Annotated in this window: 21 protein-coding genes and 2 pseudogenes; 12 read left to right on the top strand and 11 right to left on the bottom strand. The window is 61.6% G+C overall.

Annotated features, from left to right (window positions below):
- Positions 1–104: 104 nt before the first annotated feature.
- Positions 105–380, bottom strand: a complete 276-nt coding sequence (locus tag BLQ09_RS23740; protein WP_027605029.1) for a polyhydroxyalkanoic acid system family protein — start codon at positions 378–380, stop codon at positions 105–107.
- Between the two features lie 144 nt (positions 381–524).
- Between BLQ09_RS23740 and ubiE the strand changes: the two genes are divergently transcribed.
- The 12 genes and pseudogenes from ubiE (at position 525) to BLQ09_RS23685 (ending at position 10,690) form a co-directional block, all read left to right on the top strand.
- Entirely contained in the window at positions 525–1,295 is a 771-nt protein-coding gene (gene ubiE / locus BLQ09_RS23735; protein WP_003171186.1) for a bifunctional demethylmenaquinone methyltransferase/2-methoxy-6-polyprenyl-1,4-benzoquinol methylase UbiE, read from the top strand.
- A complete protein-coding gene (locus BLQ09_RS23730) occupies positions 1,295–1,918 on the top strand; it encodes a ubiquinone biosynthesis accessory factor UbiJ (protein ID WP_092358741.1) in 624 nt (207 codons plus the stop codon). The genes ubiE and BLQ09_RS23730 overlap by 1 nt, the downstream gene beginning before the upstream one ends.
- Positions 1,915–3,519, top strand: a complete 1,605-nt coding sequence (gene ubiB / locus BLQ09_RS23725; protein ID WP_027605031.1) for a ubiquinone biosynthesis regulatory protein kinase UbiB — start codon at positions 1,915–1,917, stop codon at positions 3,517–3,519. The genes BLQ09_RS23730 and ubiB overlap by 4 nt, the downstream gene beginning before the upstream one ends.
- A gap of 41 nt (positions 3,520–3,560) precedes the next feature.
- Positions 3,561–3,953, top strand: coding sequence for a phosphoribosyl-AMP cyclohydrolase (gene hisI, locus BLQ09_RS23720; RefSeq protein WP_012721796.1), 393 nt, complete (start codon positions 3,561–3,563; stop codon positions 3,951–3,953).
- Between the two features lie 2 nt (positions 3,954–3,955).
- Positions 3,956–4,288, top strand: coding sequence for a phosphoribosyl-ATP diphosphatase (locus BLQ09_RS23715; RefSeq protein ID WP_027605032.1), 333 nt, complete (start codon positions 3,956–3,958; stop codon positions 4,286–4,288).
- Positions 4,289–4,314: 26 nt separating this feature from the next.
- Positions 4,315–4,593 (top strand): twin-arginine translocase TatA/TatE family subunit, encoded by a 279-nt coding sequence (locus BLQ09_RS23710; protein WP_003171180.1) that lies wholly within the window; start codon positions 4,315–4,317, stop codon positions 4,591–4,593.
- 10 nt (positions 4,594–4,603) lie between these two features.
- Positions 4,604–5,020, top strand: a complete 417-nt coding sequence (gene tatB, locus BLQ09_RS23705) for a Sec-independent protein translocase protein TatB (RefSeq protein ID WP_092358739.1) — start codon at positions 4,604–4,606, stop codon at positions 5,018–5,020.
- Positions 5,017–5,808, top strand: a complete 792-nt coding sequence (gene tatC, locus BLQ09_RS23700; RefSeq protein WP_027605034.1) for a twin-arginine translocase subunit TatC — start codon at positions 5,017–5,019, stop codon at positions 5,806–5,808. The genes tatB and tatC overlap by 4 nt, the downstream gene beginning before the upstream one ends.
- A complete protein-coding gene (locus BLQ09_RS23695; RefSeq protein ID WP_092358737.1) occupies positions 5,805–6,512 on the top strand; it encodes a 16S rRNA (uracil(1498)-N(3))-methyltransferase in 708 nt (235 codons plus the stop codon). Before tatC ends, BLQ09_RS23695 begins: the two co-directional genes overlap by 4 nt.
- A gap of 188 nt (positions 6,513–6,700) precedes the next feature.
- Positions 6,701–7,759 (top strand): annotated as a pseudogene (locus tag BLQ09_RS32005) (methyl-accepting chemotaxis protein); the annotation flags it as partial.
- Entirely contained in the window at positions 7,745–8,617 is an 873-nt protein-coding gene (locus tag BLQ09_RS32000; protein ID WP_371914545.1) for a methyl-accepting chemotaxis protein, read from the top strand. The pseudogene BLQ09_RS32005 and the gene BLQ09_RS32000, both read left to right, overlap by 15 nt.
- 165 nt (positions 8,618–8,782) lie before the next feature.
- The gene (locus BLQ09_RS23685) at positions 8,783–10,690 is read left to right on the top strand and encodes a methyl-accepting chemotaxis protein (protein ID WP_027605037.1); all 1,908 of its coding nucleotides are present in this window, start codon (positions 8,783–8,785) and stop codon (positions 10,688–10,690) included.
- Between the two features lie 12 nt (positions 10,691–10,702).
- Here BLQ09_RS23685 and BLQ09_RS23680 read toward each other — a convergent pair whose 3' ends face one another.
- From BLQ09_RS23680 to BLQ09_RS23635, 10 genes and pseudogenes are all read right to left on the bottom strand, one after another.
- Positions 10,703–11,437 (bottom strand): amino acid ABC transporter ATP-binding protein, encoded by a 735-nt coding sequence (locus tag BLQ09_RS23680; RefSeq protein ID WP_027605038.1) that lies wholly within the window; start codon positions 11,435–11,437, stop codon positions 10,703–10,705.
- Complete coding sequence (locus BLQ09_RS23675) at positions 11,430–12,389, bottom strand: amino acid ABC transporter permease (RefSeq protein WP_065925730.1); 960 nt, start codon at positions 12,387–12,389, stop codon at positions 11,430–11,432. The genes BLQ09_RS23680 and BLQ09_RS23675 overlap by 8 nt, the downstream gene beginning before the upstream one ends.
- A 94-nt stretch (positions 12,390–12,483) precedes the next feature.
- Positions 12,484–13,281, bottom strand: coding sequence for a transporter substrate-binding domain-containing protein (locus BLQ09_RS23670; protein WP_027605040.1), 798 nt, complete (start codon positions 13,279–13,281; stop codon positions 12,484–12,486).
- A 210-nt stretch (positions 13,282–13,491) separates the two neighbouring features.
- Positions 13,492–14,301 carry a transporter substrate-binding domain-containing protein gene (locus tag BLQ09_RS23665; RefSeq protein ID WP_027605041.1) on the bottom strand — a complete coding sequence of 270 codons (810 nt, stop codon included), beginning with the start codon at positions 14,299–14,301 and terminating at the stop codon, positions 13,492–13,494.
- A gap of 175 nt (positions 14,302–14,476) precedes the next feature.
- A pseudogene (gene mdoH, locus BLQ09_RS23660) lies at positions 14,477–17,049 on the bottom strand (glucans biosynthesis glucosyltransferase MdoH); the annotation flags it as partial.
- On the bottom strand, positions 17,042–18,721 hold the full coding sequence (locus BLQ09_RS23655; protein WP_222935589.1) for a glucan biosynthesis protein G: 1,680 nt from the start codon (positions 18,719–18,721) through the stop codon (positions 17,042–17,044). The pseudogene mdoH and the gene BLQ09_RS23655, both read right to left, overlap by 8 nt.
- 323 nt (positions 18,722–19,044) lie before the next feature.
- Positions 19,045–19,482, bottom strand: a complete 438-nt coding sequence (gene dtd / locus BLQ09_RS23650; RefSeq protein ID WP_027605044.1) for a D-aminoacyl-tRNA deacylase — start codon at positions 19,480–19,482, stop codon at positions 19,045–19,047.
- Positions 19,479–20,450, bottom strand: a complete 972-nt coding sequence (gene pip, locus BLQ09_RS23645) for a prolyl aminopeptidase (protein WP_027605045.1) — start codon at positions 20,448–20,450, stop codon at positions 19,479–19,481. Before pip ends, dtd begins: the two co-directional genes overlap by 4 nt.
- Positions 20,451–20,553: 103 nt before the next feature.
- Positions 20,554–21,483, bottom strand: a complete 930-nt coding sequence (locus BLQ09_RS23640) for an alpha/beta hydrolase (RefSeq protein WP_092358733.1) — start codon at positions 21,481–21,483, stop codon at positions 20,554–20,556.
- A gap of 233 nt (positions 21,484–21,716) precedes the next feature.
- The gene (locus tag BLQ09_RS23635; protein ID WP_027605047.1) at positions 21,717–22,664 is read right to left on the bottom strand and encodes a choline ABC transporter substrate-binding protein; all 948 of its coding nucleotides are present in this window, start codon (positions 22,662–22,664) and stop codon (positions 21,717–21,719) included.
- Between the last annotated feature and the right edge of the window lie 125 nt (positions 22,665–22,789).

The following is a 22,789-nucleotide window of genomic DNA, read 5'->3' as shown; positions in this document are numbered from 1 at the left end:
GTGCACCTCACGCAGAAAAGGGGGGAGGAACGGCCCGCAGGAGTTGAGGACCTGGGCACAAAGTAGGCTGGAAAATTAGAATCGGCACCCTAAGTACTCGCGGATCAGGCCAAGGCTTTATCCAGGGCTTTCTCGATTTCGGACTTGATGGTGCCACTCATGGCCGACATCAACAGGCCCAGTTCCACATCAATGCGCAGCGAATCATCCGCCACCAATACGGTGCCTTTAACCCCCGAACGCTTGAGGTTCAAGGTATCGCCGGACCACGAAGGCTCCAGGCCATATTGCTCCTGGAGTTTATGCGCCAACTTCTCGGCCTTTGCGCGTGCCCCTTCTTTACCCAGGGAATGTGCACGCTCAACGGTTATACGGGCCATTACGATGACTCCTCTTTATAGGGATTTGAATACCTTGAATGCGGCAAAAGGTCTCGGTGCCTGCCTATCTTACCTGCAGCCTTGCCAAGACAAAGCAGGCCTTGGGGATTATCATGTCCCGCATTCTCTTTTGGTGACAGCGATATGACTGATCAGCGCAAAGGCAGCGATGCCGAACCCACCACTCACTTCGGTTTCAAGAACGTCCCGGAAAGCCAGAAGGCGGAAAAAGTCGCTGAGGTGTTCCACTCCGTGGCAGCCAAGTACGACCTGATGAACGACGTGCTCTCCGGCGGCATGCACCGCCTGTGGAAACGCTTCACCATCGAGCTGTCGGGGGTACGCACCGGCAACCGCGTGCTGGACATCGCCGGCGGTACGGGTGACCTGGCGGCCAAGTTTTCCAAGCTTGTCGGCCCTACCGGCCAGGTGGTGCTGGCGGATATCAACGGCTCGATGCTCAAGGTCGGCCGTGATCGCCTGCTCGACAAAGGCGTGGCCGGCAATATCGAATTCGTCCAGGCCGACGCTGAAAAGCTGCCGTTCCCCGACAACCATTTCGACTGCGTGACCATCGCCTTCGGCCTGCGCAACGTGACCCACAAGGAAGACGCGATCCGCTCGATGCTGCGCGTCCTCAAGCCGGGTGGCCGCCTGTTGGTACTGGAGTTCTCCAAGCCGACCAACGCGCTGATGTCCAAGGTCTACGACACCTACTCCTTCGCCTTCATGCCGTTGATGGGCAAGCTGATCACCAATGACGCCGAAAGCTACCGCTACCTGGCCGAATCGATCCGCATGCACCCCGACCAGGAAACCCTGAAGTCGATGATGGTAGAAGCCGGTTTCGACCGCGTGACCTACCACAACATGACTTCGGGCATTGTCGCCCTGCACCGTGGCATCAAGCCCTGATGCTGCTCAAAGGCCTTCTCGTCAGCGTCGAACACGGGATCAACCGTGTACTGCGCCTGGACAGCACCGCCCTGGCACGGCTCGCGCACTTGAACGGCAAGGTCATCGCCGTGGACTGCAGCAGCCCCGCCCTGCAGCTGTTTATCCTGCCCAGCGATGAAGGCCTGCTGCTCGCCACTCAATGGGCTGCCGAAGCCGACTGCACCCTGCGTGCACCCGCCTCCAGCCTGTTGCACCTGGCGCTGAGCCGCAACAAGACCGCCATCCTCCACGGCCCCGAAGTGCACCTGGAAGGCGACAGTGCGGTCCTGATGGACCTGGCCGCCGTGCTGCAGGACCTGGAACTGGACTGGGAATACGAGCTGTCCCGCTGGATCGGCCCCGTCGCCACCCAACTGATCAGCGGGCACCTGCGCAGTCGCACGCGCTGGTACCAGCAGGGGTTCGCCAGCCTCAACCAGAACCTTGCCGAATACTTGAGCGAAGAATCGCGCACCCTGGTCGGCGAACGAGAAGCGCAAGCGCGCTTTCGTGAGCTCGACAAGGCCAAAATCGACCTGGAACGCCTCGAGGCCCGCTTCGAGCGCCTGAGCCGTTCCCTTGATCCAAGCGATAACGCATGAAGCTGCTCGCCGTCCGCCGTTTGTTCCGTATCCAGCGCGTCGTAATCCGCTACCGCCTCGATGACCTGCTGTTCGCCCTGCCCTTGCCATGGTTCCTGCTGGCGGTGCGCTATGTGCTGCCTTGGCGCTGGTTCCCGCGCAAACAGCTGGAGTTGAGTCGAGGCGCACGCCTGCGCCTGGCGTTGCAGGACCTGGGGCCGATTTTTATCAAGTTCGGGCAGATCCTCTCCACGCGCCGCGACCTGCTGCCCGAAGACATCGCCGACGAACTGATGCTGCTGCAGGATCGCGTGCCGCCGTTCGATTCCCAGCAGTCGATGAAGCTGATCGAAGAGCAACTGGGCAAGAAGATCAGCGAGGTGTTCAGCCGCTTCGACGTCGAACCGCTGGCCTCGGCCTCGGTGGCGCAAGTGCACGCCGCGCAGTTGAAGAGCGGCGAAGAAGTGGTGGTGAAGGTGATTCGCCCGGGCCTCAAGCCGATCATCGGCCAGGACCTGGCGTGGCTGTTTATCCTGGCCCGCGCCGCCGAACGTTTCTCTGCCGATGCGCGCCTGCTGCACCCGGTGGACGTGGTCGCCGACTACGAAAAAACCATCTACGACGAACTCGACCTGCTGCGCGAAGCGGCCAACGCCAGCCAGCTCAAGCGCAACTTCGAAGGCTCGCCGCTGCTGTACGTGCCGCAGGTGTACTGGGACTGGTGCCGCCCGAAAGTGCTGGTGATGGAGCGCATCTACGGCGTGCAGGTCACCGACCTCGCGACCCTGGCCGACCAGCGCACCGACATGAAGATGCTTGCCGAGCGCGGCGTGGAGATCTTCTTCACCCAGGTGTTCCGCGACAGTTTCTTCCACGCCGACATGCACCCCGGCAATATCTTCGTCAGCACCGTCAACCCGTGGAGCCCGCAGTACATTGCGATCGACTGCGGCATCGTCGGCAGCCTGACCCCGGAAGACCAGGACTACCTGGCGCGCAACCTGTTCGCCTTCTTCAAGCGCGACTACCGCCGCGTGGCGCAGTTGCACATCGATTCGGGCTGGGTGCCGGCGGAAACCAAGCTCAATGAATTCGAAGCGGCGATCCGCACCGTGTGCGAGCCGATCTTTGAAAAACCCCTGAAAGATATCTCCTTCGGCCAGGTGCTGATGCGCCTGTTCCAGACCGCGCGGCGCTTCAATATGGAAGTGCAGCCGCAACTGGTGCTGCTGCAAAAAACCCTGCTCAACATCGAAGGCCTGGGCCGTCAGCTGTACCCGGACCTCGACCTGTGGAACACCGCCCAGCCGTTCCTGGAACGCTGGATGCGCGAGCGGGTCAGCCCGAAAACCCTGCTGGGCAACCTGCACAGCCAGTTCGAACAGCTGCCGCACCTGGCCAACATGACCCGCGACCTGCTGGAGCGCATGTCCCAGCCCCATGCCAAAGACCCCGCACCGCCCTGGCAGAAGCGCAAGGACGACTGGTTCCTGCGCCTGCTGGGGGCCGCGCACCTGGTCGGTGGCGTGATGCTGGCCATTGGCGGGCCGCTGAACCAACTGGGCCACTGGCCGGCCGGCATCATGGTCGCCGTGGGTGTTTATCTGATCGTGCGTCGATAGCCAATCCGGTTATACACTGTCGCAAATTGCCGGAGCCGAAAATGAAAGACTGGCTGGACGAGATCAAGTGGGACAGTGACGGCCTGGTGCCGGCCATTGCCCAGGACTACAAGACCGGGCGCGTGCTGATGATGGCCTGGATGAACCGCGAGGCCCTGAGCCTCACCGCCACTGAGCAGCGCGCCATTTACTGGTCACGTTCCCGTGGCAAACTGTGGCGCAAGGGCGAAGAGTCCGGGCACGTGCAGACCCTGCACGAGATGCGCATCGACTGCGACGCCGACGTGGTGATCCTCAAGGTCGAGCAGATCGGCGACATCGCCTGCCACACCGGCCGCCACAGCTGCTTCTATCGCGTGTTCGAGAACGGCGAATGGAAGGTTGTAGAGCCGGTGCTCAAAGACCCGCACGCCATCTACTCGGCAGGACACTGACCATGAGCGATACCCTCAACCGTGTGGCCCAGGTGCTGGAGGACCGCAAAGGTGCGGATGCCGACAGCTCCTACGTCGCCAGCCTGTACCACAAGGGCCTGAACAAGATCCTGGAAAAACTCGGCGAAGAGTCCATCGAGACCATCATCGCGGCCAAGGACGCGCAAATCAGCGGCGATTGCAGCGATGTCATCTATGAGACCGCCGACTTGTGGTTCCATAGCCTGGTCATGCTCGCCCAACTGGGGCAGCATCCACAGGCCGTGCTGGATGAACTGGACCGTCGCTTCGGCTTGTCCGGGCACGCCGAAAAGGCCTCGCGCCCGTCCGCCTGAATAACTTTTACTAGAGGATTTGCAGCATGGGCATTTTTGACTGGAAACACTGGATCGTCATTCTGGTAGTGGTGGTACTGGTATTCGGCACCAAGAAACTCAAAAACCTCGGCACCGACGTGGGCGAGTCGATCAAGGGCTTCCGTAAAGCCATGAACGACGATGAGAAGCCTGCCGACCCGGCCGCCAACCCGGTGCCACCGGCCCAGCCTGTACACCCCCAGGCCACCCAGCCGATCACCGAGCGTCGCACCTTCGACGTGCAGGCTGAAAAAGTCGAAGAGCCGACCCGCAAAGACTCGTGAGCACTGACTAATGTTTGGTATCAGCTTCTCTGAACTGCTGCTCGTCGGCCTGGTTGCCTTGCTGGTACTGGGGCCGGAACGCCTGCCCGGTGCCGCACGCACGGCCGGCCTGTGGATCGGGCGCCTGAAACGCAGTTTCAACGCCATCAAACAGGAAGTTGAACGGGAAATCGGCGCCGACGAGATCCGTCGCCAACTGCACAACGAACATATTCTGTCGTTGGAACAGGAAGCCCGGAAGATCCTGTCGCCGGTGCAGGAGCCCGCCAAATCGGTGGAGCCTGTGGCCGAGCACAGCATCGCGCCTGCGCCAGCGGTGGATACCCAGCCCGCCGCCCCGACCCCGACCGCTCCAACCGAGCCTGCGCCGACGCCCGCTGCGTCGCCCGCGCCCCATGACCCTACATTGCCGCCGCGAGCCCCATGAGCGCTGATAAACCGGAAAACGACCAGCATATGCCGCTGGTCTCGCACCTGACCGAGCTGCGGACCCGCCTGCTGCGTTGCGTGGCCGCGATCTTCGTGATCTTTGCCGGGCTGTTCGCCTTTACCCAGCAGATCTACACCTTCGTCTCCACGCCGCTGCGCCAGTACCTGCCGGCCGGCGCGACGATGATTGCCACCGATGTGTCATCGCCCTTCCTCACACCGTTGAAGCTGACGATGATGGTCTCGCTGTTCCTGGCGATCCCGGTGATCCTGCACCAGATCTGGGGCTTTATCGCGCCGGGCCTGTACAAGCATGAGAAGCGCATCGCCGTGCCCTTGCTGGTGTCGAGCATCCTGCTGTTCTACACCGGCATGGCCTTCGCCTACTTCCTGGTGTTCCCGTTGATCTTCAAGTTCTTCGCCGCCGCCACCCCGGCCGGCGTGGAGATGATGACGGACATCACCAGCTACCTCGACTTCGTGATGACGCTGTTCTTCGCCTTTGGCGTCGCCTTCGAAATCCCCGTGGCCGTGGTGTTGCTGGTGTGGATCGGCGTGGTCAACGTGCAGTACCTGAAGAAGATCCGCCCGTACGTGATCATCGGCTGCTTCGTGGTCGGCATGATCCTCACGCCGCCGGACATCTTCTCCCAGACCCTGCTGGCCGTGCCGATGTGGATGCTGTTCGAGATCGGCATCCTGTTCAGCGGCCTGATCAGCAAGCGTGGCGATCACCCGGATGACCAACCCGCAGACGACGACCAGCCGCCAGCGACCCAGCCGTGAACCTGCTGCTGCTGTTCGATGCCGACTTTATCGCGGCCGACCGGGTGATCCTGCGTGATCGGCGCCTGGTGCATATGCAGGAAGTCCACCGCGCCGCCGTAGGCGACAGCCTGCGGGTCGGGCGCCTTGGCGGGTTGATGGGCAACGCGCAATTGCTGCGCCTGGAAGCCCGTGAAGCCGAACTGCAAGTGAGCTTCGACCAACCACCGCCGGCCAAACTGCCCCTGACCCTGCTGCTGGCCCTGCCACGTCCGAAGATGCTGCGCCGGGTCCTGCAAACCGTGGCGGCCATGGGCGTGCCGAAAGTGGTGCTGGTCAACAGCTACCGGGTGGAAAAAAGCTTCTGGCAGACCCCCTTCCTGGAGCCCGAGGCCATTCGCGAACAACTGATCCTCGGCCTGGAACAGGCGCGGGACACGGTACTGCCGGAAATCCTTATCGAAAAGCGCTTCAAGCCCTTCGTCGAAGACCGCCTGCCGGCCATGACCGCAGGCACCTTTGGCCTGATTGGCCATCCCGGCGACTACCCACCCTGCCCACGCGGCCTGGACGAACCGGTCACCCTGGCCATAGGCCCGGAAGGTGGCTGGATCCCCTATGAGGTGGACCTGCTGGCCAAGGCCGGCTTGCAGCCGGTGCAATTGGGCGCCCGCATCCTGCGCGTCGAAACGGCCGTCACCGCCCTGCTCGCCCGCCTTTTCTAACCACACCGCATAACCCTTTGGGAGGGGGCCTGCTCCCGATAGCGGCGGGTCAGTCAGCATTTCTGATACTGAACCACCGCTATCGGGAGCAAGCCCCCTCCCACAGGGGACAGCGTCGCTACAGAATTCCGTATGCAAGCCGATAACCCGTGAATAAGTCCAAGCCTTGTTCCAGGGGAGTTCGCAACATGTATCGTTGGTTAGCCGAAAAGCTGGGGAATGTCAGCGTCAAAACCAAGCTGGCGGTGGGCTTTGGCCTGGTATTGCTGTTGACACTGATGATCACCTTCACCGGCTGGAGCGGCCTGGGCGACGTGATCAGCCGTGGTGACAAGCTGGGTTACATCTCCAGCCTCAACGGCTTGACCAAAGACCTGCGCCTGGCACGCCTTGACTACGAGATGCGCCGTGGCGAACAAGGCCCGACCGCCGTCAGCGAACTGCTGAACAAGCTGGACACTGGCCTGAAGACCGCACGCAGCCTGATCGAACAACCCACGGATGCCGCCCTGGTCGATGAGCAATTGGCCGCCGTGGACCAGTACAAGCGCGCGTTCAACGATATGGTGCAGGCAGGCACCAACCGCGAAAATGCCCGCAGCAAGCTGGGCGATACCGCCGATAATGCGGTACTCAAGGTCAGCGAAGTCGAGAAATCCCTGCTGCAAGGCGACAGTGTCACGCTGTTCAACAGCGTGGTGGACCTGAGCAAACTGATCCAGCAAGCGCGCTTCCAAGTACGGGGCTACACCTACAGCGGCAAGGTGGAGGCCGAGCAGCCCGCGCTGGATGCCATCGACAACGCGCTGAAAAGAATCACCAGCCTCACCAGCCAAATACCTGATCAGTATTCAGCCAACCTGCAACAGGCCAGCGTCTCACTGCAAGCCTACCGCGCCGCCGTCAGCCAATACCGCGACTCTCAAGTGGCCAGCGCAGCGGCACTCAAGACCATGTCTGCCCAGGGCGATATCCTGCTGGGCCACAGTGACAAACTGACGGTTTCCCAGACCGCGGTACGCGATGCGGATGCCGCGCAAGCCAAATACTTGCTGCTAACGGCCACCGTGCTGGCGCTGATCTTCGGCCTGGTTGCCGCCTGGGCCATCACCCGCCAGATCATCCTCCCCCTGAACCAGACCCTGCAGGTCGCCGAGCGTGTCGCGTCGGGCGACCTGAGCCACAACCTCACCTCCTTGCGCCAGGATGAGCTGGGCCAATTGCAACGCGCCATGCAAAGCATGACCGTGGGCCTGCGCGAGTTGATCGGCGGCATCAGCGAAGGGGTCACCCAGATCGCCAGCGCTGCCGAGCAACTGTCGGCCGTGACCGAACAGACCAGCGCCGGGGTCAACAGCCAGAAAGTCGAGACCGACCAGGTGGCCACCGCCATGAATGAAATGGCCGCTACCGTGCAGGAAGTGGCGCGCAATGCCGAGGAAGCCTCGGAAGCCGCGCTGGCCGCCGACCAGCAGGCCCGCGAAGGCGACAAAGTGGTCGGCGAAGCGATCGCCCAGATCGAACGCCTCGCCACTGAAGTCGGCAACTCCACGGTCGCCATGGCCGATCTGAAGCGCGAAAGCGACAAGATCGGCAGCGTGCTCGATGTGATCAAGTCCGTGGCCCAGCAAACCAACCTGCTGGCGCTCAACGCGGCCATTGAAGCGGCGCGGGCCGGTGAAGCCGGACGCGGTTTCGCGGTGGTGGCCGATGAAGTACGCAGCCTGGCCCAGCGCACCCAGAAGTCCACCGAAGAGATCGAAGAGCTGATCGTCGGCCTGCAAAGCGGCACCCAGCAGGTAGCGAACATCATGGACAACAGCCGTGGCCTCACCGACAGCAGTGTCGAGCTGACCCGCCGCGCCGGCAGCGCCTTGGAGAACATCACACGTACGGTCTCGACCATCCAGGCGATGAACTCCCAGATCGCCACCGCCGCCGAGCAGCAAAGCGCCGTGGCGGAAGAGATCAATCGCAGTGTGTTGAACGTGCGCGATATCTCCGAGCAGACGGCTTCGGCCAGTGAAGAGACCGCCGCATCGAGTACCGAACTGGCGCGCCTGGGCACTCATCTCCAGGCGCTGGTCGGCCGCTTCAGGGTCTGACCCCTTCCCCGCGTGGCGACCCGCCCTGGGTCGCCGCCTGCAATCTGTGAAATTTCCTACGCATTTATCAGCCCCACCTCTGCGCCGAGAGAACTAGCGTTCAATTCAGCTCAATGTGCCTGCGCACGTTGAGAACGCCCACTGTTCACTTGTCGGAGGTTGATCATGCTTCGTCGAATGACTTACCTGCTGGGTGACGCCAGTGTCACTCTCAAACTGGCCCTGGGCTTCTCCCTGGTCCTGGCATTGAGCCTTGTGATTGCCGTGACTGGCTGGCAAGCGCTGGCCGCGTCCCTTTACCGCTCGCAGACCCTGACCGTGCTCGCGCAACTGGCCGTGACGGGTGAAGAACTGCGGGCCGACAGAATCGTCTACCGAACCCTGGACGATACCAACAGCCTCAACAAATTGAGCGTGAGCATAGAAAAAATCGACGGATTCCTGAGCGAGCTTTCCAACCGGCTCAAAGTCCCCAAATCCATTCAATACCTGCAGGAGATGACCCGCCTCTCCGCAACGTTCAAAACCACGCTCAAGGAGGTGCCCGCCCTGGTCGAGAAACGTGAGAGTGCCCGTGAACAACTGAAGCAGAGCTCCGTACGCACCGGCGACGTGCTGGCACAACTGGCCAGCGACTTACCCGACCAGGAGGATGAAAAAGCCCTCGATGCCATCGAAAACCTGCGCCAGGCCATAGAGCAGGCGGAGGATCGCGCCCAAACCCCTGCCTGGGCCGCCAGCTCGCTGGATGCCTACGCCCAGGCCGTCAGCGACGCCGAGCGCAACCTCGAACTCGCCCAGGCTGGCGTAGCAAAATTGCCGGTCGACAGCGGCGCCCTGAAAAATACCGTGCTCAGTATCCGCACCCACCTCACACGCCTCAAGGACACGCAACTCACAACCGAGGGCGCGCAAAAGCAATTGGAACAGCAACTGGACGAACTGCTCGCCCAGAGCGACCTCTTGAGCCAGGACCAGACTCAGCGGCGCGAACGCGAAGCCGAACAGGCCCGCACCCAAACCCTTGGTACGACCGCTGCCGCCTTGCTGCTGGGCACTCTGGCAGCCTGGCTGATTGCCGGGCAAATCGTGAAACCGCTGCGCAAAGCGCTGTCCGCTGCCAATCGCATTGCCCAAGGCGACCTGAGCCAAGATGTGCAGTCCCGACGGCGTGACGAGTTGGGTCAACTGCAACGCAGCATGAGCCAAATGACGCTGAACCTGCGGGGGCTGATTGGCAACATCAGCGACAACGCGCGGCAAATTGCCAGCGCCGCCGAGGAGCTCTCCACCGTGACCGAACAAACTCGCGCAGGGGTGAATAATCAGCGCGATGAAACCGAGCAGGTCGCCGCCGCCATGAACCAGATGCTCGCCACCGCCCAGGAGGTTGCGCGCCACGCCGAGCAGGCTTCGCTCGCCGCCGGACAGGCCAATCAACAGACTGAGCTGGGCGATCAGGTGGTGACGGATGCCGTGGCGCAAATCGAGCACCTTGCCCATGAAATGGCGCGCGCAGGCCAGGCCATGATTGGGCTGCAACGGGAAAGCCAGAAAATCAGCAGCGTGCTGGATGTGATCAAGTCCGTGTCACAGCAGACCAACCTGCTGGCGCTCAACGCCGCGATAGAAGCCGCACGGGCCGGCGAAGCCGGTCAAGGCTTCGCGGTGGTCGCCGATGAGGTGCGCGGTCTCGCCCAACGGACCCAGCAGTCCGCCGAGGAAATCGAAGAGCTGATTGGCGGCCTGCACAGCGGTACACAACAGGTGGCCGACATCATGGACTACAGCCGCACCCTGACCGACAACAGCGTCGGCCTGGCCCGTAATGCCGGGGATTCCCTGACGGAGATCGCCCGCACGGTGTCGGTCATCCAGGAGATGAACCCGCAGATCGCCGCTGCCGCCGAGGAGCAAAGTGCGGTGGCCGAAGAGATCAACCGCAGCGTATTGAAAGTACGCGACGCCTCGGAGCAAACCGCCGCCGCCAGTGAACAGACGGCAGCGGCCAGTATCGAACTGGCGCGGCTGGGAACGGATTTGCAGCAATGCGTGGGGCGGTTCAAGGTATGAACGCCCCGCGCCCTATAGCACCTGGCGCAGGAACGCCTGGGCGCGCGGGTCTTTGGGCGCCGCGAAGAACTCGGCCGGGGCCGCATCCTCCAGCAACTTGCCATGATCGAAGAACAGCACCCGGTCCGCCACTTCACGGGCAAAACCCATCTCGTGGGTGACGCAGACCATGGTCATGCCTTCAAGGGCCAGGGTCTTCATCACGTCCAGCACCTCGCCGACCATTTCCGGGTCGAGGGCCGAGGTGGGCTCGTCGAACAGCATCACCTTGGGCTCCATCGCCAACGCCCGGGCAATCGCCACCCGCTGTTGCTGGCCGCCGGAAAGCCGCGACGGGAACTCGTTGGCTTTCTGCGCAATGCCGACCTTTTCCAGCAGCGCCAGGGCCTTGGCTTCGCGCTCCTTCTTGCCGCGCTTGCGCACGACTTTCTGCGCCAGGCACAGGTTTTCCAGCACGGTCATGTGGGGGAACAGGTTGAAGTGCTGGAACACCATGCCGACTTCACGGCGATAGGCATTCACATCGGTTTTCGGGTCGGCCAGTTGCAGGCCATCGATGCTCACCGAGCCCGAATCGAATTCTTCCAGGCCATTGAGGCAACGCAGGAACGTGGACTTGCCGGAGCCGGACGGGCCGATCACCACCAGCACTTCGCCCTTGGCCACCTGGGTGGTCACATGGTCCACCGCGCGCACCACATGCCCGCGGGTATCGAAGACTTTTACCAGATCGCGGACTTCAATCACTTTGGGCGAGCCTCCGCTCAAGCCGGCTGGCCATTTTCGACAGCGGCAGGTTGATCAGCAGGTACAGCCCTGCGACGCAGAACAGGATTTCAAACGGCGAGAACGAGGTGGTGATCACTTCGCGACCGCTTTTGAGCAGCTCGGTAATCGCGATCACCGAGACCAGCGAGGTGTCTTTCACCAGGCTGATAAATTGCCCGGCCAGCGGCGGCAACACGCGCTTGAAGGCCTGCGGCAGCACCACATGGCGCATCGACTGGCTGGCGCTCAGGCCCAGGGAACGAGCCGCCTCGTTCTGGCCACGGGTGATGGACTGCACGCCGGCGCGGACGATTTCCGCCACATACGCGCCCGTGAACAGTGACAGCGCGGCGATCCCGGCAAACTCCCGAGACAGGTTGAGCACCGTGCCGATAAAGAAGTAGAAAATAAAGATCTGCACCAACAGCGGCGTGCCACGCACCAGCTCGACGTAGATCGTCGACAGATCGCGCAGGGTCGGGTTATTGGACAGTCGGCACAACCCGGTGGCAAGACCGATCGCCAGGCCGAGAATCCCGGATACCACCGACAGCCACAACGTGGTCCACAGGCCCCACATCAAGGGGCCCAATGCCCAATGGCGGTTAACCCCAATGACATCGCCTTCGGCCACATCATCGCCGCGCGCCACTTGCAGGCTGTTGTCGGCCACGCTCACACGCTGTTCGACGCCGGCATCGTTGCGCAGGGTGACTTCGGCCACATCGCCCTTGCGGACCAGCTCCACGACAGTGGAGATGTCCGCAGCGCGCTGGGACTCTTCGGCCTGGTAGGCGAAGTATTGCGGGACCCGGTTCCAGCGCCACTCGTAGGACATCAGCGAGGTGGCGTAATACAAGGCGCCGGCCAGGCCGACCAGCACGACGACGGTCAGCAGGTGCCAGGGCCATTGGGCTTTTTTCTGTTTCATCTACTCAGCATCCAAAAAAATCGAGGCCCGCACACCTGATGTGGCGAGCGGGCTCCCCACATCAAGCCCTCTCACACCAGAAAACAGTCCCGCTTTATTCCATGTCCTTGAGCCACTCGGAGCTCTTGAACCACTTGTCATGGATGCGATCGTAGGTGCCGTCGTTCTTGATCTGGTGCAGGAAGTTGTTGATGAAGTTGATGCTGTCGTAGTCACCCTTCTTCAGGCCGAACGCCAGGGGTTCAAAGGTGAAGGGTTCTTCAAGGAACACCAGCTTGCCGTTACCGACTTTTTTCTCGGCGACCACGTTGTACGGCGCGTCATACACGAAGGCATCGGCCTTGCCGTTGACCACGTCCAGCACACCTTCCTGCTCGTTGTCATAGCCGTGGTACTTGGCCTTGGAGATCAGCTTCTTGGCGACCATCTCACCGGTGGTGCCGAGCTTGGAGGTCAGGCGGTACTTCTCGTCGTTCAGGTCTTTGTAGGACTTGATGGTGCCTTCCAGGTCCTTGCGGATCAGCAGGGTCTGGCCAACCACGATGAAGGGTTCGCTGAAGTTCAGGCGCAGGTTGCGTTCCTGGGTCAGGGTCATGCCGCTGCCGATCATGTCGAACTTGCCGGTGAGGAACGCCGGGATGATGCCGTCATAGCCGGTGGACACCAGCTCCAGCTTGACGCCCATGGACTTGGCCATGGCCTTGAGGATATCGACCTCGAACCCAATGATTTCGCCGCGTTTGTCGGTCATTTCGAACGGCATGTAGGTCGGGTCCATGCCGACTTTCAGCGTGCCGCGCTTGACCGCATCATCGATGGCACCGGCCTGGGCGGCATTGGCCGAAACCAGCGCGGCGACGCCGAGCAGCAGCATCGAAAGATACTTTTTCATCATCAAGTCCCCTGAACGATTCTTATACGGTCGGCGCGCAAAAGGGCTGCACCAATTCGGGGTGCGATCCTAACCCACTCATTGCCTGTCACAAAGGTTTCACGGGTATTTGTTATCTGCGTATGTCGGAAAAGTCCCACAACAACGCAGCCAGCTGCTGGGATAGACGCTTGCGTTGGCAGCGCTGGCAACGGATTGATGTGTAAGAAGTTATGACTTCCAGTCGACCTCTACCAGCCAGTCCATGTCCTTGAACCACTTGTCGTGCAAGCGATCGTAGGTCCCGTCCTGGGCGACTTGATTGAGGAAATGGTTGATCCAGTTGAGGCTGTCAAAATCGCCTTTCTTCACGCCAAACGCCAAGGGCTCAAAGGTGAACGGCTGTTCAAGCGCCAGCAGCTCGCGGTTTTCCGGCAGGCTCAGGGCGATCAGGTTGTAGGGCGCATCATAAATAAAGGCATCGGCGGCACCGTTCACCACTTGGCGCACAGCTTCCCGGGGCGTTGCAAAACTGCTCAAGCGCGCCGCCCCCAGGAAGCGTTGCGCCGCCGCCTCGCCAGTGGTGCCCTGGACGGTGGTGACACGGTAAGTGGCGTCGTCCAGGTCTTCGACACTGGCGACCTTGTCCTTCAGGCTGGGGTGCAGCAACACGGTTTGCCCCACCACGATAAAGGAGTCGCTGAAATTCAGCTTCAGGTTGCGCTCCTGGGTGACGGTCATGCCGCTGCCGATCAGGTCGAACTTTTTCGCCTGCAGCCCAGGCAGCAACTCGGTATAGGGCACGCTGACCAATTCAAGCTCAACGCCCAGGGCCTGGCTCATCACCTTGAGCAGGTCGATTTCAAAGCCAACGATACGACCCTCTTTATCGGTCATTTCAAAGGGGACATAGGTGGGCGTAGTACCCACTTTCAACACACCACGCCGAACCGCATCGTCGATGGCACCGGCCTGCACCAGACCAGCGTGAATCAATGCAATAACGCCGATCAGCAATGCCGAACAATACCTTTTGATCATGAATCCCCCTGTGACCGAGTCAAATTTGGGGGGCGATCCTACCCCACTCGCGGGCACGCAAATACGCCTCGGACAAGGGACTTTTGTTTCGAAATAACAAGGAGTTAGGGCGGTAGAAAAACGCTGTAGGACCAGCGCTTCGAACGCCCCCGAAGTGAACCCTCGGGGGCGTCTGAATCAGGCCGGTTGGGCCTGGGACGACAGCGGTTGCAGCGGCAGTAACGGCGCGTGCGGGTCGGCCTTGATCGAGTTCCGCCAGGCAGCGAGCCACTCAGCATGCCCTTCGCTCCAGACCTGCTCATGCAAGCGGGCCAGGGCTACCGGGTCGCTGAGCAACGCCAGGCGTTCGCCGTTGTTGAGGCCGGCAGGGCCGACTTTCAACGCGTGGCGCACACGTTCGGTACGCAGGTACTCGATGGGCTCGGCCTGACCGTGACGCGAGGTCGCCAGGGCACAGGCCAGTGCGTTCTGCTGTGGGTCGACCACCGAGCGCACAAAGCCGTCTTTCAGCGCGTGCCAACGGTTTTCGTGGGTGTACTTGTCGGTGGACAGCAACGCTTGCGGCGGATTGTATTCCTCAGGGATCAGGAACAGGCTCTCATCGCGGGACTTCAGTCCGAGGTTGACCCGGCTGGAGATCACCGACACCGGGATCGACAGCATCAACGAACCCACGATCGGCACCAGCCACCACAGGAAGCTCGGGTTCAACCACACCACCAGCAGGGCCCAGAAGAAGCCAAGCAAGGTCTGCGTGCCGTGACGCTTGATCGCTTCGCCCCACGGGGTGGAGTCGTCGTCACGCTGCGGCGAGTTCCAGGTCGCGGCCCAGCCGAGGAACGCGGCGAGCACGAAACGGGTGTGGAAAATCATCCGCACCGGCGCCAGCAGCATGGAGAACAGCATCTCCAGCAGCATGGACATCGTCACCTTGAACTTGCCACCGAACTCTTTCGCGCCCTTGGCCCAGATCAGGATGATGCTCAGCAATTTCGGCAGGAACAGCAGCACGATGGTGGTGGAGAACAGCGCCACCGCCTTGTCCGGGTGCCATTGCGGCCACAGCGGGTACAACTGGCGTGGCGCCATGAAGTACTGCGGCTCCATCAGGGTGTTGACCGCCAGCAAGGCCGTCGACAGCACCAGGAACAGGAACCACAACGGCGCCGACAGGTAGGACATCACACCGGTCAGGAACACCGCGCGGTGCACCGGGTGCATGCCCTTGACCAGGAACAGGCGGAAGTTCATCAGGTTGCCGTGGCACCAGCGACGGTCACGCTTGAGTTCATCCAGCAGGTTCGGCGGCAGTTCTTCGTAGCTGCCCGGCAGGTCGTAGGCAATCCACACGCCCCAGCCGGCACGGCGCATCAGCGCCGCTTCAACGAAGTCGTGGGACAGGATGGAGCCGGCGAATGCACCTTTACCCGGCAATGGCGCCAGGGCGCAGTGCTCGATAAACGGTTTCATGCGGATGATCGCGTTGTGACCCCAGTAGTGGGATTCACCCAACTGCCAGAAGTGCAGGCCGGCGGTGAACAGCGGGCCGTACACCCGGGTGGCGAATTGCTGCATGCGCGCATACAGGGTGTCCATGCCCGACGCACGCGGCGCGGTCTGGATAATCCCGGCATCCGGCGTGGCTTCCATCAGGCGCACCAGGCTGGTCAGGCATTCGCCGCTCATCACGCTGTCGGCGTCGAGAACCACCATGTACTTGTAGTCGCCGCCCCAACGACGGCAGAAGTCGTCGAGGTTGCCGCTTTTACGCTTCACGCGACGGCGACGGCGGCGATAGAAGATCTTGCCGAAGCCACCCGCCTCACGGCAAACGTCGAGCCAGGCTTGCTGCTCGGCGATGCAGATGTCGGCCTCGTTACTGTCGCTGAGCACGAAGAAGTCGAAACGATCGAGGTCACCGGTGGCGGCCACCGATTCGAACGTCGCGCGCAAACCGGCGAATACCCGCGGCACGTCTTCGTTGCAGATCGGCATGACCAGCGCGGTGCGCGCGTCTTTCGGGATCGGCTCGTCGCCGGCACTTTTACCGGAAATCCGGTATTTATCGTGGCCGGTGAGCAGTTCGAGGAAGCCCATCAATGCAGTCCAGAAACCGGCCGAGACCCAGCAGAACAGGATCCCGAACATGATCAGGATGCTGGTCTGCAGGGCGTAAGGCAGCACCTGGGTGGCGGTTTGCAGCAGGGTCTGGTTGCGGATCTCGTCGAAGTCGACCAGCGACCAGCCCTGGTAGGGCATGATGCCTTTCATGTACCAGCCGGCCACGATGGTCTGGCCGAGCATCAGCACCAGCAGGATATAACGACGAATCGAACCCACGGTACGCCAGCGGGCTGCCGGCAATACGCGCTCATCCTTCGGCGGGGTCGGCGGGTTGCTGCGGCCGGTGATCCGCCGCCAGCCGCGCACCAGGATATTGGTGCGCCACGGTTCAGGCACCACGCGGGTACGGCGGATGGGCGGCGTGGCCTTGAGGCACACGCGCCCACTGGCGTCGAGCCCGAGCATTTCGGCGTCTTGCAGCTCTTCGGCCGTGCTGAGGGTCAAGCGGGGACCCACCGACGCCTGGGCGGCGTCGACGGGTGCATCGAACGCCTTGGACGACAAGCGCTCGTGCAACTCGGTGAAGGATGTGCAGCCCGCCAACTCGGCGCGCTGCTCAGCGGTCATCGGAAGATGCGCCAGGTACTCGGAGAGAGTCTCTGGCTGGACTTGAGAATTACTCATCGGCAGGCAACTGATAGCTCCAGGTTTCGGTCAGGACTTGCTCGGTCTTGATCGGCTCCGGTGTGGCTGGGGCAGCTTCTGGCTGCTTGGCTTCCTTGTCTTTCGCGTCTTTCTTGGCCTGTTTCTCGTGTTGCTTGGCCAGGACCTTGTCGGCCTTCAGCACCTGGGTCGAAACATGCTCAGGCTCAGGCGGCGTGATGTCCTGGACCAGGGCTGCACGCATCTCGGTCGGCTTGCCTGCGTCCTTGATCTTCATACGCAGGGTCAGGCGCCAGCCTTTGGTGTGTTCGTTGTAGCGCACGCTGTTTTCTACCAGCTCGGCATTGTCACTCACGCTCACCTGGCTGCGCACCGGGGCGTCCGGCAGCAGTTTCTTCAGGGACGGGCCCTCGAAGTCCACCAGGTACGCCACGCTGCCATCCGGCTGACGGATCAGGTTGGATTGCTTCACATCACCGGTGGAGCGCAGGGTCTGCTTGACCCAGGCGCTGTCCGGCGAGTGGAACGCGGCATCATCGAGGGTCCAGTGCAGGCGGTAGGCCACTTCCAGCGGCTTGCCGACTTCCGGCAACTCCGCCGGGCTCCAGAATGCAACGATGTTGTCGTTGGTTTCGTCGGCAGTCGGGATCTCGACCAGGTCGACGGAGCCCTTGCCCCAGTCGCCTTCAGGCTCGATCCACGCGCTTGGACGCTTGTCGTAGTTGTCGTCGAGGTCTTCATAGTGGCTGAAGTTGCGACCCCGTTGCAGCAGGCCGAACCCACGCGGGTTCTCCACGGTGAAGTTGCTGACCGACAGGTGTTTAGGGTTGTTCAGGGGGCGCCAGATCCACTCGCCGTTGCCGGCATGGATCGACAGGCCGCTGGAGTCATGCAGCTCGCGACGGTAGTTGAGCACCTTGGACGGCTGGTTGGCGCCGAACAGGAACATGGAGGTCAACGGGGCAACGCCCAGTTTGCTGACCTTGTCACGCAGGAACATCTGGGATTTCACATCGACAACCGTGTCGGTGCCCGGACGCAGGATCAGGCGATAGGCGCCGGTCGCACGTGGGGAATCCAGCAGGGCAAAGATCACCAGGTGCTTGTCACCCGGTTTTGGACGCTCGATCCAGAACTCGGTGAAACGCGGGAATTCTTCACCCGACGGCAGCGCGGTATCGATCGCCATGCCACGGGCGGACAGGCCATAGACCTGGTCCTTGCCGACGACGCGGAAATAGCTGGCGCCGAGCATGGTCATGATTTCGTCTTGCTTGTCGCCCTTGTTGATCGGATACAGCACACGGAAACCGGCGTAACCCAGCTGCTCGGTGGCTTTAGGATCAAACTTCACGTCACCGAAATCGAAGCGAGTCGGGTCGTATTTGATTTCCTGGACGCTGTCGGCGGTCACTTCGTTGATTTTCACCGGTGTATCGAAATGCATACCCTGGTGATAGAAGGACAACTTGAACGGGGTGTTCTGATCGGCCCATTCGGCTTTTTCGTTGCGGAAACGAATCTTCTGGTAGTCCGCGAACTTCATTTCGCGGAATTCGTTCGGCAGATTGCTGCGCGGAGCTTCGTATTTCTGCCCGGCCAGCTCTTTTGCCTTGGCCGACACATCATCCAGACTGAATGCCCACAGTTGACCCGCGCCGAACAGGCAAAACAGGGCAGAGCCCGTCACCAGTGCGTTTCGTAACCGTTTGGCAGACAATTTTGGTGCATTACAGGGACTAACAATCACGAGCAACCCTCGCCGAAAACAGATCAAAAAACCAACGGCCAGCTATCTATATGCCAGGTTGGCGAGCATTGTTCCGACTCCCCTGGGGCAAAATGATTCCCCAGTGGTTACCGGACAAGTCTCTACCTAAGTCAAAAATGGACCAAACAACGCTGATCCCCGTAGCGCGCGATTATCTAGTAGCCCGCGAGACAACGCATCAGGGACAACGAAGTATTTGTAGCGAAACCCTACGTTTTTAGGCATTAAAGTCGTTTTTAATACATTCATGTCTGTAAGAGAAAGGTCACAGGGCCATCATTGACCAAATGCACCTGCATATCCGCACCAAAACGCCCCGAGGCCACCTTGCCATGCAATTGTTGCGCTTGTAACAGCAAGTGATCAAAAAGCGCCGCTCCCAGGGCCGGCGGCGCAGCGGTTGAGAAGCTTGGCCGCAGGCCGCTCTTGGTATCCGCCGCCAGGGTGAACTGCGACACCAGCAGCAATCCCCCATCGATATCCTTCAACGACAGGTTCATCTTGCCCTCGTCGTCGCTGAATACCCGGTAGTTAAGCAGCTTGTGCAGCAGTTTGTCGGCACTCTCGGGCGTATCTGCAGGTTCGACGGCCACCAGCACCAGTAAACCCTGGTCGATAGCCCCGACGATTTCGCCCGCCACTTCGACCCGGGCGCCACGCACCCGTTGCAGCAAGGCCTTCATGCTTCTTCTGGCGGCAGATCAAGCAGGCGCCGTGCCATTTCGCCGGTCGCGCGCACCAGTGCATCGGTAATCCCGGGCTCGGACGCCGCATGGCCCGCTTCACGGATGACCTGCAGTTCGCTGTTCGGCCAGGCCTGATGCAGCTCCCAGGCGTTATCCAGCGGGCAGATCATATCGTAGCGGCCATGGATGATGACGCCAGGCAGATGGGCGATCTTGTGCATATCGCGAATCAGCTGGTTGGGCTCCAGGAAGGAGTTATTGGTGAAGTAGTGGCATTCGATACGGGCGATGGACAGCGCGCGCTGAGGCTCGGAAAAGCGCTCCACGTGCTGCGGGCTCGGGCACAGGCCGAGCATGCGCCCTTCCCAGCCGGACCAGGCCTTGGCGGCGTGCATCTGGGCGATCTGGTCGTTGCCGGTCAGGCGCTTGTGGTAGGCCGCGATCATGTCGTGACGCTCATCGGCGGGAATCGGCGCGATGTAGTCCTGCCAGTAGTCCGGGAACAGGCGGCTGGCACCGGCCTGGTAGAACCATTCGATGTCCTGGGGGCGGGCGAGGAAAATACCGCGCACGATCAGGCCATGCACACGCTCGGGGTGGGTTTGCGCGTAGGCCAGGGCCAGGGTCGAGCCCCAGGAGCCGCCGAACAGCACCCATTTGTCGATGCCAAGATGTTCGCGGATGCGCTCGAGGTCGGCGACCAGGTCCCAGGTGGTGTTGTTTTCCAGGCTGGCGCGCGGGGTGGAACGGCCGCAGCCACGCTGGTCGAAGGTGACGATGCGGTACAGGTTGGGATCGAAATAGCAGCGGCTCTGGGCATCGCAACCGGCGCCAGGGCCACCGTGGATGAATACGACAGGCAAGCCTTCGGGGGAGCCACTTTCATCGACATACAGCGTGTGGGTGTCATCGACGGCCAGATCGTGCCGGGCGTAGGGTTTGATCTGCGGGTACCAAGTCTGCATTGCGCGCTCCGTAGGGGGTCGGGTTCATCCCTGGGGGGACGTCTTTTATTTTGCCGTCTGGCACTATAAACCCGAATTGTGCAATGAGCATGTCCTTGAGCGCTTAGAGCTGCGTCAGCAGTTCGCTCCTCAGGTAATCCAACAGGTAGCCGTACAGCCGATCCACCTCCGGGGCCTGGCCCTTTGCGCGTAGACAGCCGTGGACCAGGCCTTTGCCCGGATACAACAGTGCAGGCACACCGGCCTGTTGCAGGCGCTCGGCGTACAGCATGCCGTCGTCGCGCAGCGGGTCGAATTGGGCGACTGCGATCAAGGCCCTGGGCAAACCACTGAGATCCTCGGCCAACAGCGGCATGGCATAGGCCGATGGTTTATCCAAACCGCGCAGGTAGAGCGCCAGGTAGTAGTCGGTGTCGGCAGTGCTGAGCAGCGGCGCGTCCATGCAGTCACGGCGCGAGGGCAAATCGGCCGGGCCGCCCAGCCCGGGGTAAATAAGGACCTGGGCCCGCGGCATAGGCTGGCCATCATCGCGCAACCCCAGGCACAACGCCGCCGCCAGGTTGCCGCCCGCACTGTCACCGACCACTGCCAGGCGTTGCCGATCGATGGCGTGTGGCGCCTGTCCTTTCTGGATCGCCTGCCACACTGCGCGGCAATCGTCGTAGGCGGCCGGGAATGGGTGCTCGGGCGCCAGGCGGTAGTCGATGGCGATCACCAGCACCCGGAGGGCATTGGCCAGCTCGAAGCAGATGAAGTCATGGGAATCCAGGCCGCCGACCACCCAGCCACCGCCGTGTATATAGAGGAGACATGGCCAGCCATCGGCGGGTGGCGGTGCAGGGGGCAGATAACTGCGCACGTCCACGCCGGCCAGGGTGAAGTCCGCGAGCTGCAAGCCTTCCGGTTTCGGCGGGGTGAATGCCTGGCACATGCGCTGGTAACTTTGGCGCTGGCTCGTCAGGGAAGAGTCGGCGCAGGTGAAGGACTCGGTTTTTGCGACGAAGGCGGCGAGTTGCGGGGATATCGGGTACATACGCGATGATCTCTGGCGCGGCAGGTTCAAGGTCGGGGGTTTCCGATTGCGATGGATCAGTCACTTGATAGGTTGCCCGGCATGGCGCTATCGGGGCAGTCGTATCTACACATCTTCGGTGAAAGAATAATCTAAGGTAATGAAGTCCTTGTGGTGAGCGGGCTTGCCCCGCTCACCACAGCGTTATGCGTCAACCCTCAAGATACCCATGGCTATCGGGGGCTGCACTTGGCTTAGGGTTTGAGGTAGGCCTGGAGCGACGCCAAGCCGTCGCTGCCATCAAATGCTGTAACCCCGGCCAACCAGCGCTGCAAATCCTCGGGGTGGTCGCGCAGCCATTGCCTGGCCACGTCCTGCGGTGACTGGCGCTCCATGATCGGCACCATCAACTGGCTTTCCTGGGCGGCGGTGAAGGTCAGGTTCTCGAGCAATCGGTTAGCGTTGGGGCAGCGTTCGGCAAAGTCCGGCGCGGTCACGGTGGAGACCGTGGCGCGCCCTTCGTCAGGACCGAACACGTCTTCGCTGCCAGTGAGATAGGCCATTTTCATATTGATGTTCATGGGGTGCGGGGTCCACCCGACAAATACCACGAACTCCTTGCGGTTCACTGCGCGCTGCACCGCCGCCAACATGCCAGCCTCACCGGAAGCCACCAGCTTGAAGCCGCCCAGGCCGAAGTGGTTGGTGTCGATCATTTTCTGGATATCGGTATTGGCGCCGCTGCCGGGCTCGATGCCGTAGATCTTGCCGCCCAGCTTGTCCTTGAAGCGGGCGATGTCGGCAAAGGTCTTCAGCCCGGCGTCAGCCACGTATTGCGGCACGGCCAGGGTGGCCTGGGCATCGGCGAGGCTGGGTTTATCAAAGACCTTGACCTGCCTGGCGGCCAGAAACGGCGCGATGTTGTTGTCCATCGCCGGCTTCCAATAGCCGAGGAACACGTCCAGGCGTTTATCGCGGATACCGGCAAAGATGATCTGCTGCACGGCGCTGGTCTGCTTGCTGTCATAGCCCAGGCCGCTGAGCAGCACGTCGGCCATGCCCGAGGTGGCGACTACATCGGTCCAACTGACCACGCCCATGCGAATGGATTTGCAGGAGACCGGTTCGGCGGCCATGGCTTGGGCACTGAGGAGTGCGGCGCCGGTGAGGGTCAACAGGTAACGGTTGAACAGTCTTTTCATGAAAGAGGTCTCACTCGGCAGCTTTTATTATGGGAAGTGGCGTCTGGTGCGCCATAACCACAACCTTACCGAGCGAGGCCTCTCCCAACACGACCTGTGGCGACTGTGAGTTGCACAGGGGCGAC

Origin of the sequence: Pseudomonas sp. NFACC25, assembly GCF_900100935.1 — a bacterium.
Taxonomy (GTDB): domain Bacteria; phylum Pseudomonadota; class Gammaproteobacteria; order Pseudomonadales; family Pseudomonadaceae; genus Aquipseudomonas; species Aquipseudomonas marginalis.
Note: the sequence above shows the minus strand (reverse complement) of the source record. Positions and strands in the feature narration are given on the sequence as shown.

What these genes read in the sequence shown, in the direction of transcription:
- BLQ09_RS23730 (WP_092358741.1), top strand. Translation starts at nt 1,295, where the DNA reads ATGCTGCTCAAAGGCCTTCTCGTCAGCGTCGAACACGGGATCAACCGT.
- ubiE (WP_003171186.1), top strand. Translation starts at nt 525, where the DNA reads ATGACTGATCAGCGCAAAGGCAGCGATGCCGAACCCACCACTCACTTC.
- BLQ09_RS23635 (WP_027605047.1), bottom strand. Translation starts at nt 22,664, where the DNA reads ATGAAAAGACTGTTCAACCGTTACCTGTTGACCCTCACCGGCGCCGCA.
- hisI (WP_012721796.1), top strand. Translation starts at nt 3,561, where the DNA reads ATGAAAGACTGGCTGGACGAGATCAAGTGGGACAGTGACGGCCTGGTG.
- BLQ09_RS23670 (WP_027605040.1), bottom strand. Translation starts at nt 13,281, where the DNA reads ATGAAAAAGTATCTTTCGATGCTGCTGCTCGGCGTCGCCGCGCTGGTT.
- BLQ09_RS23665 (WP_027605041.1), bottom strand. Translation starts at nt 14,301, where the DNA reads ATGATCAAAAGGTATTGTTCGGCATTGCTGATCGGCGTTATTGCATTG.
- tatC (WP_027605034.1), top strand. Translation starts at nt 5,017, where the DNA reads ATGAGCGCTGATAAACCGGAAAACGACCAGCATATGCCGCTGGTCTCG.
- BLQ09_RS23740 (WP_027605029.1), bottom strand. Translation starts at nt 380, where the DNA reads ATGGCCCGTATAACCGTTGAGCGTGCACATTCCCTGGGTAAAGAAGGG.
- BLQ09_RS32000 (WP_371914545.1), top strand. Translation starts at nt 7,745, where the DNA reads ATGCAAAGCATGACCGTGGGCCTGCGCGAGTTGATCGGCGGCATCAGC.
- BLQ09_RS23640 (WP_092358733.1), bottom strand. Translation starts at nt 21,483, where the DNA reads ATGTACCCGATATCCCCGCAACTCGCCGCCTTCGTCGCAAAAACCGAG.
- tatB (WP_092358739.1), top strand. Translation starts at nt 4,604, where the DNA reads ATGTTTGGTATCAGCTTCTCTGAACTGCTGCTCGTCGGCCTGGTTGCC.
- BLQ09_RS23675 (WP_065925730.1), bottom strand. Translation starts at nt 12,389, where the DNA reads ATGAAACAGAAAAAAGCCCAATGGCCCTGGCACCTGCTGACCGTCGTC.
- pip (WP_027605045.1), bottom strand. Translation starts at nt 20,450, where the DNA reads ATGCAGACTTGGTACCCGCAGATCAAACCCTACGCCCGGCACGATCTG.
- BLQ09_RS23715 (WP_027605032.1), top strand. Translation starts at nt 3,956, where the DNA reads ATGAGCGATACCCTCAACCGTGTGGCCCAGGTGCTGGAGGACCGCAAA.
- BLQ09_RS23685 (WP_027605037.1), top strand. Translation starts at nt 8,783, where the DNA reads ATGCTTCGTCGAATGACTTACCTGCTGGGTGACGCCAGTGTCACTCTC.
- ubiB (WP_027605031.1), top strand. Translation starts at nt 1,915, where the DNA reads ATGAAGCTGCTCGCCGTCCGCCGTTTGTTCCGTATCCAGCGCGTCGTA.
- dtd (WP_027605044.1), bottom strand. Translation starts at nt 19,482, where the DNA reads ATGAAGGCCTTGCTGCAACGGGTGCGTGGCGCCCGGGTCGAAGTGGCG.
- BLQ09_RS23710 (WP_003171180.1), top strand. Translation starts at nt 4,315, where the DNA reads ATGGGCATTTTTGACTGGAAACACTGGATCGTCATTCTGGTAGTGGTG.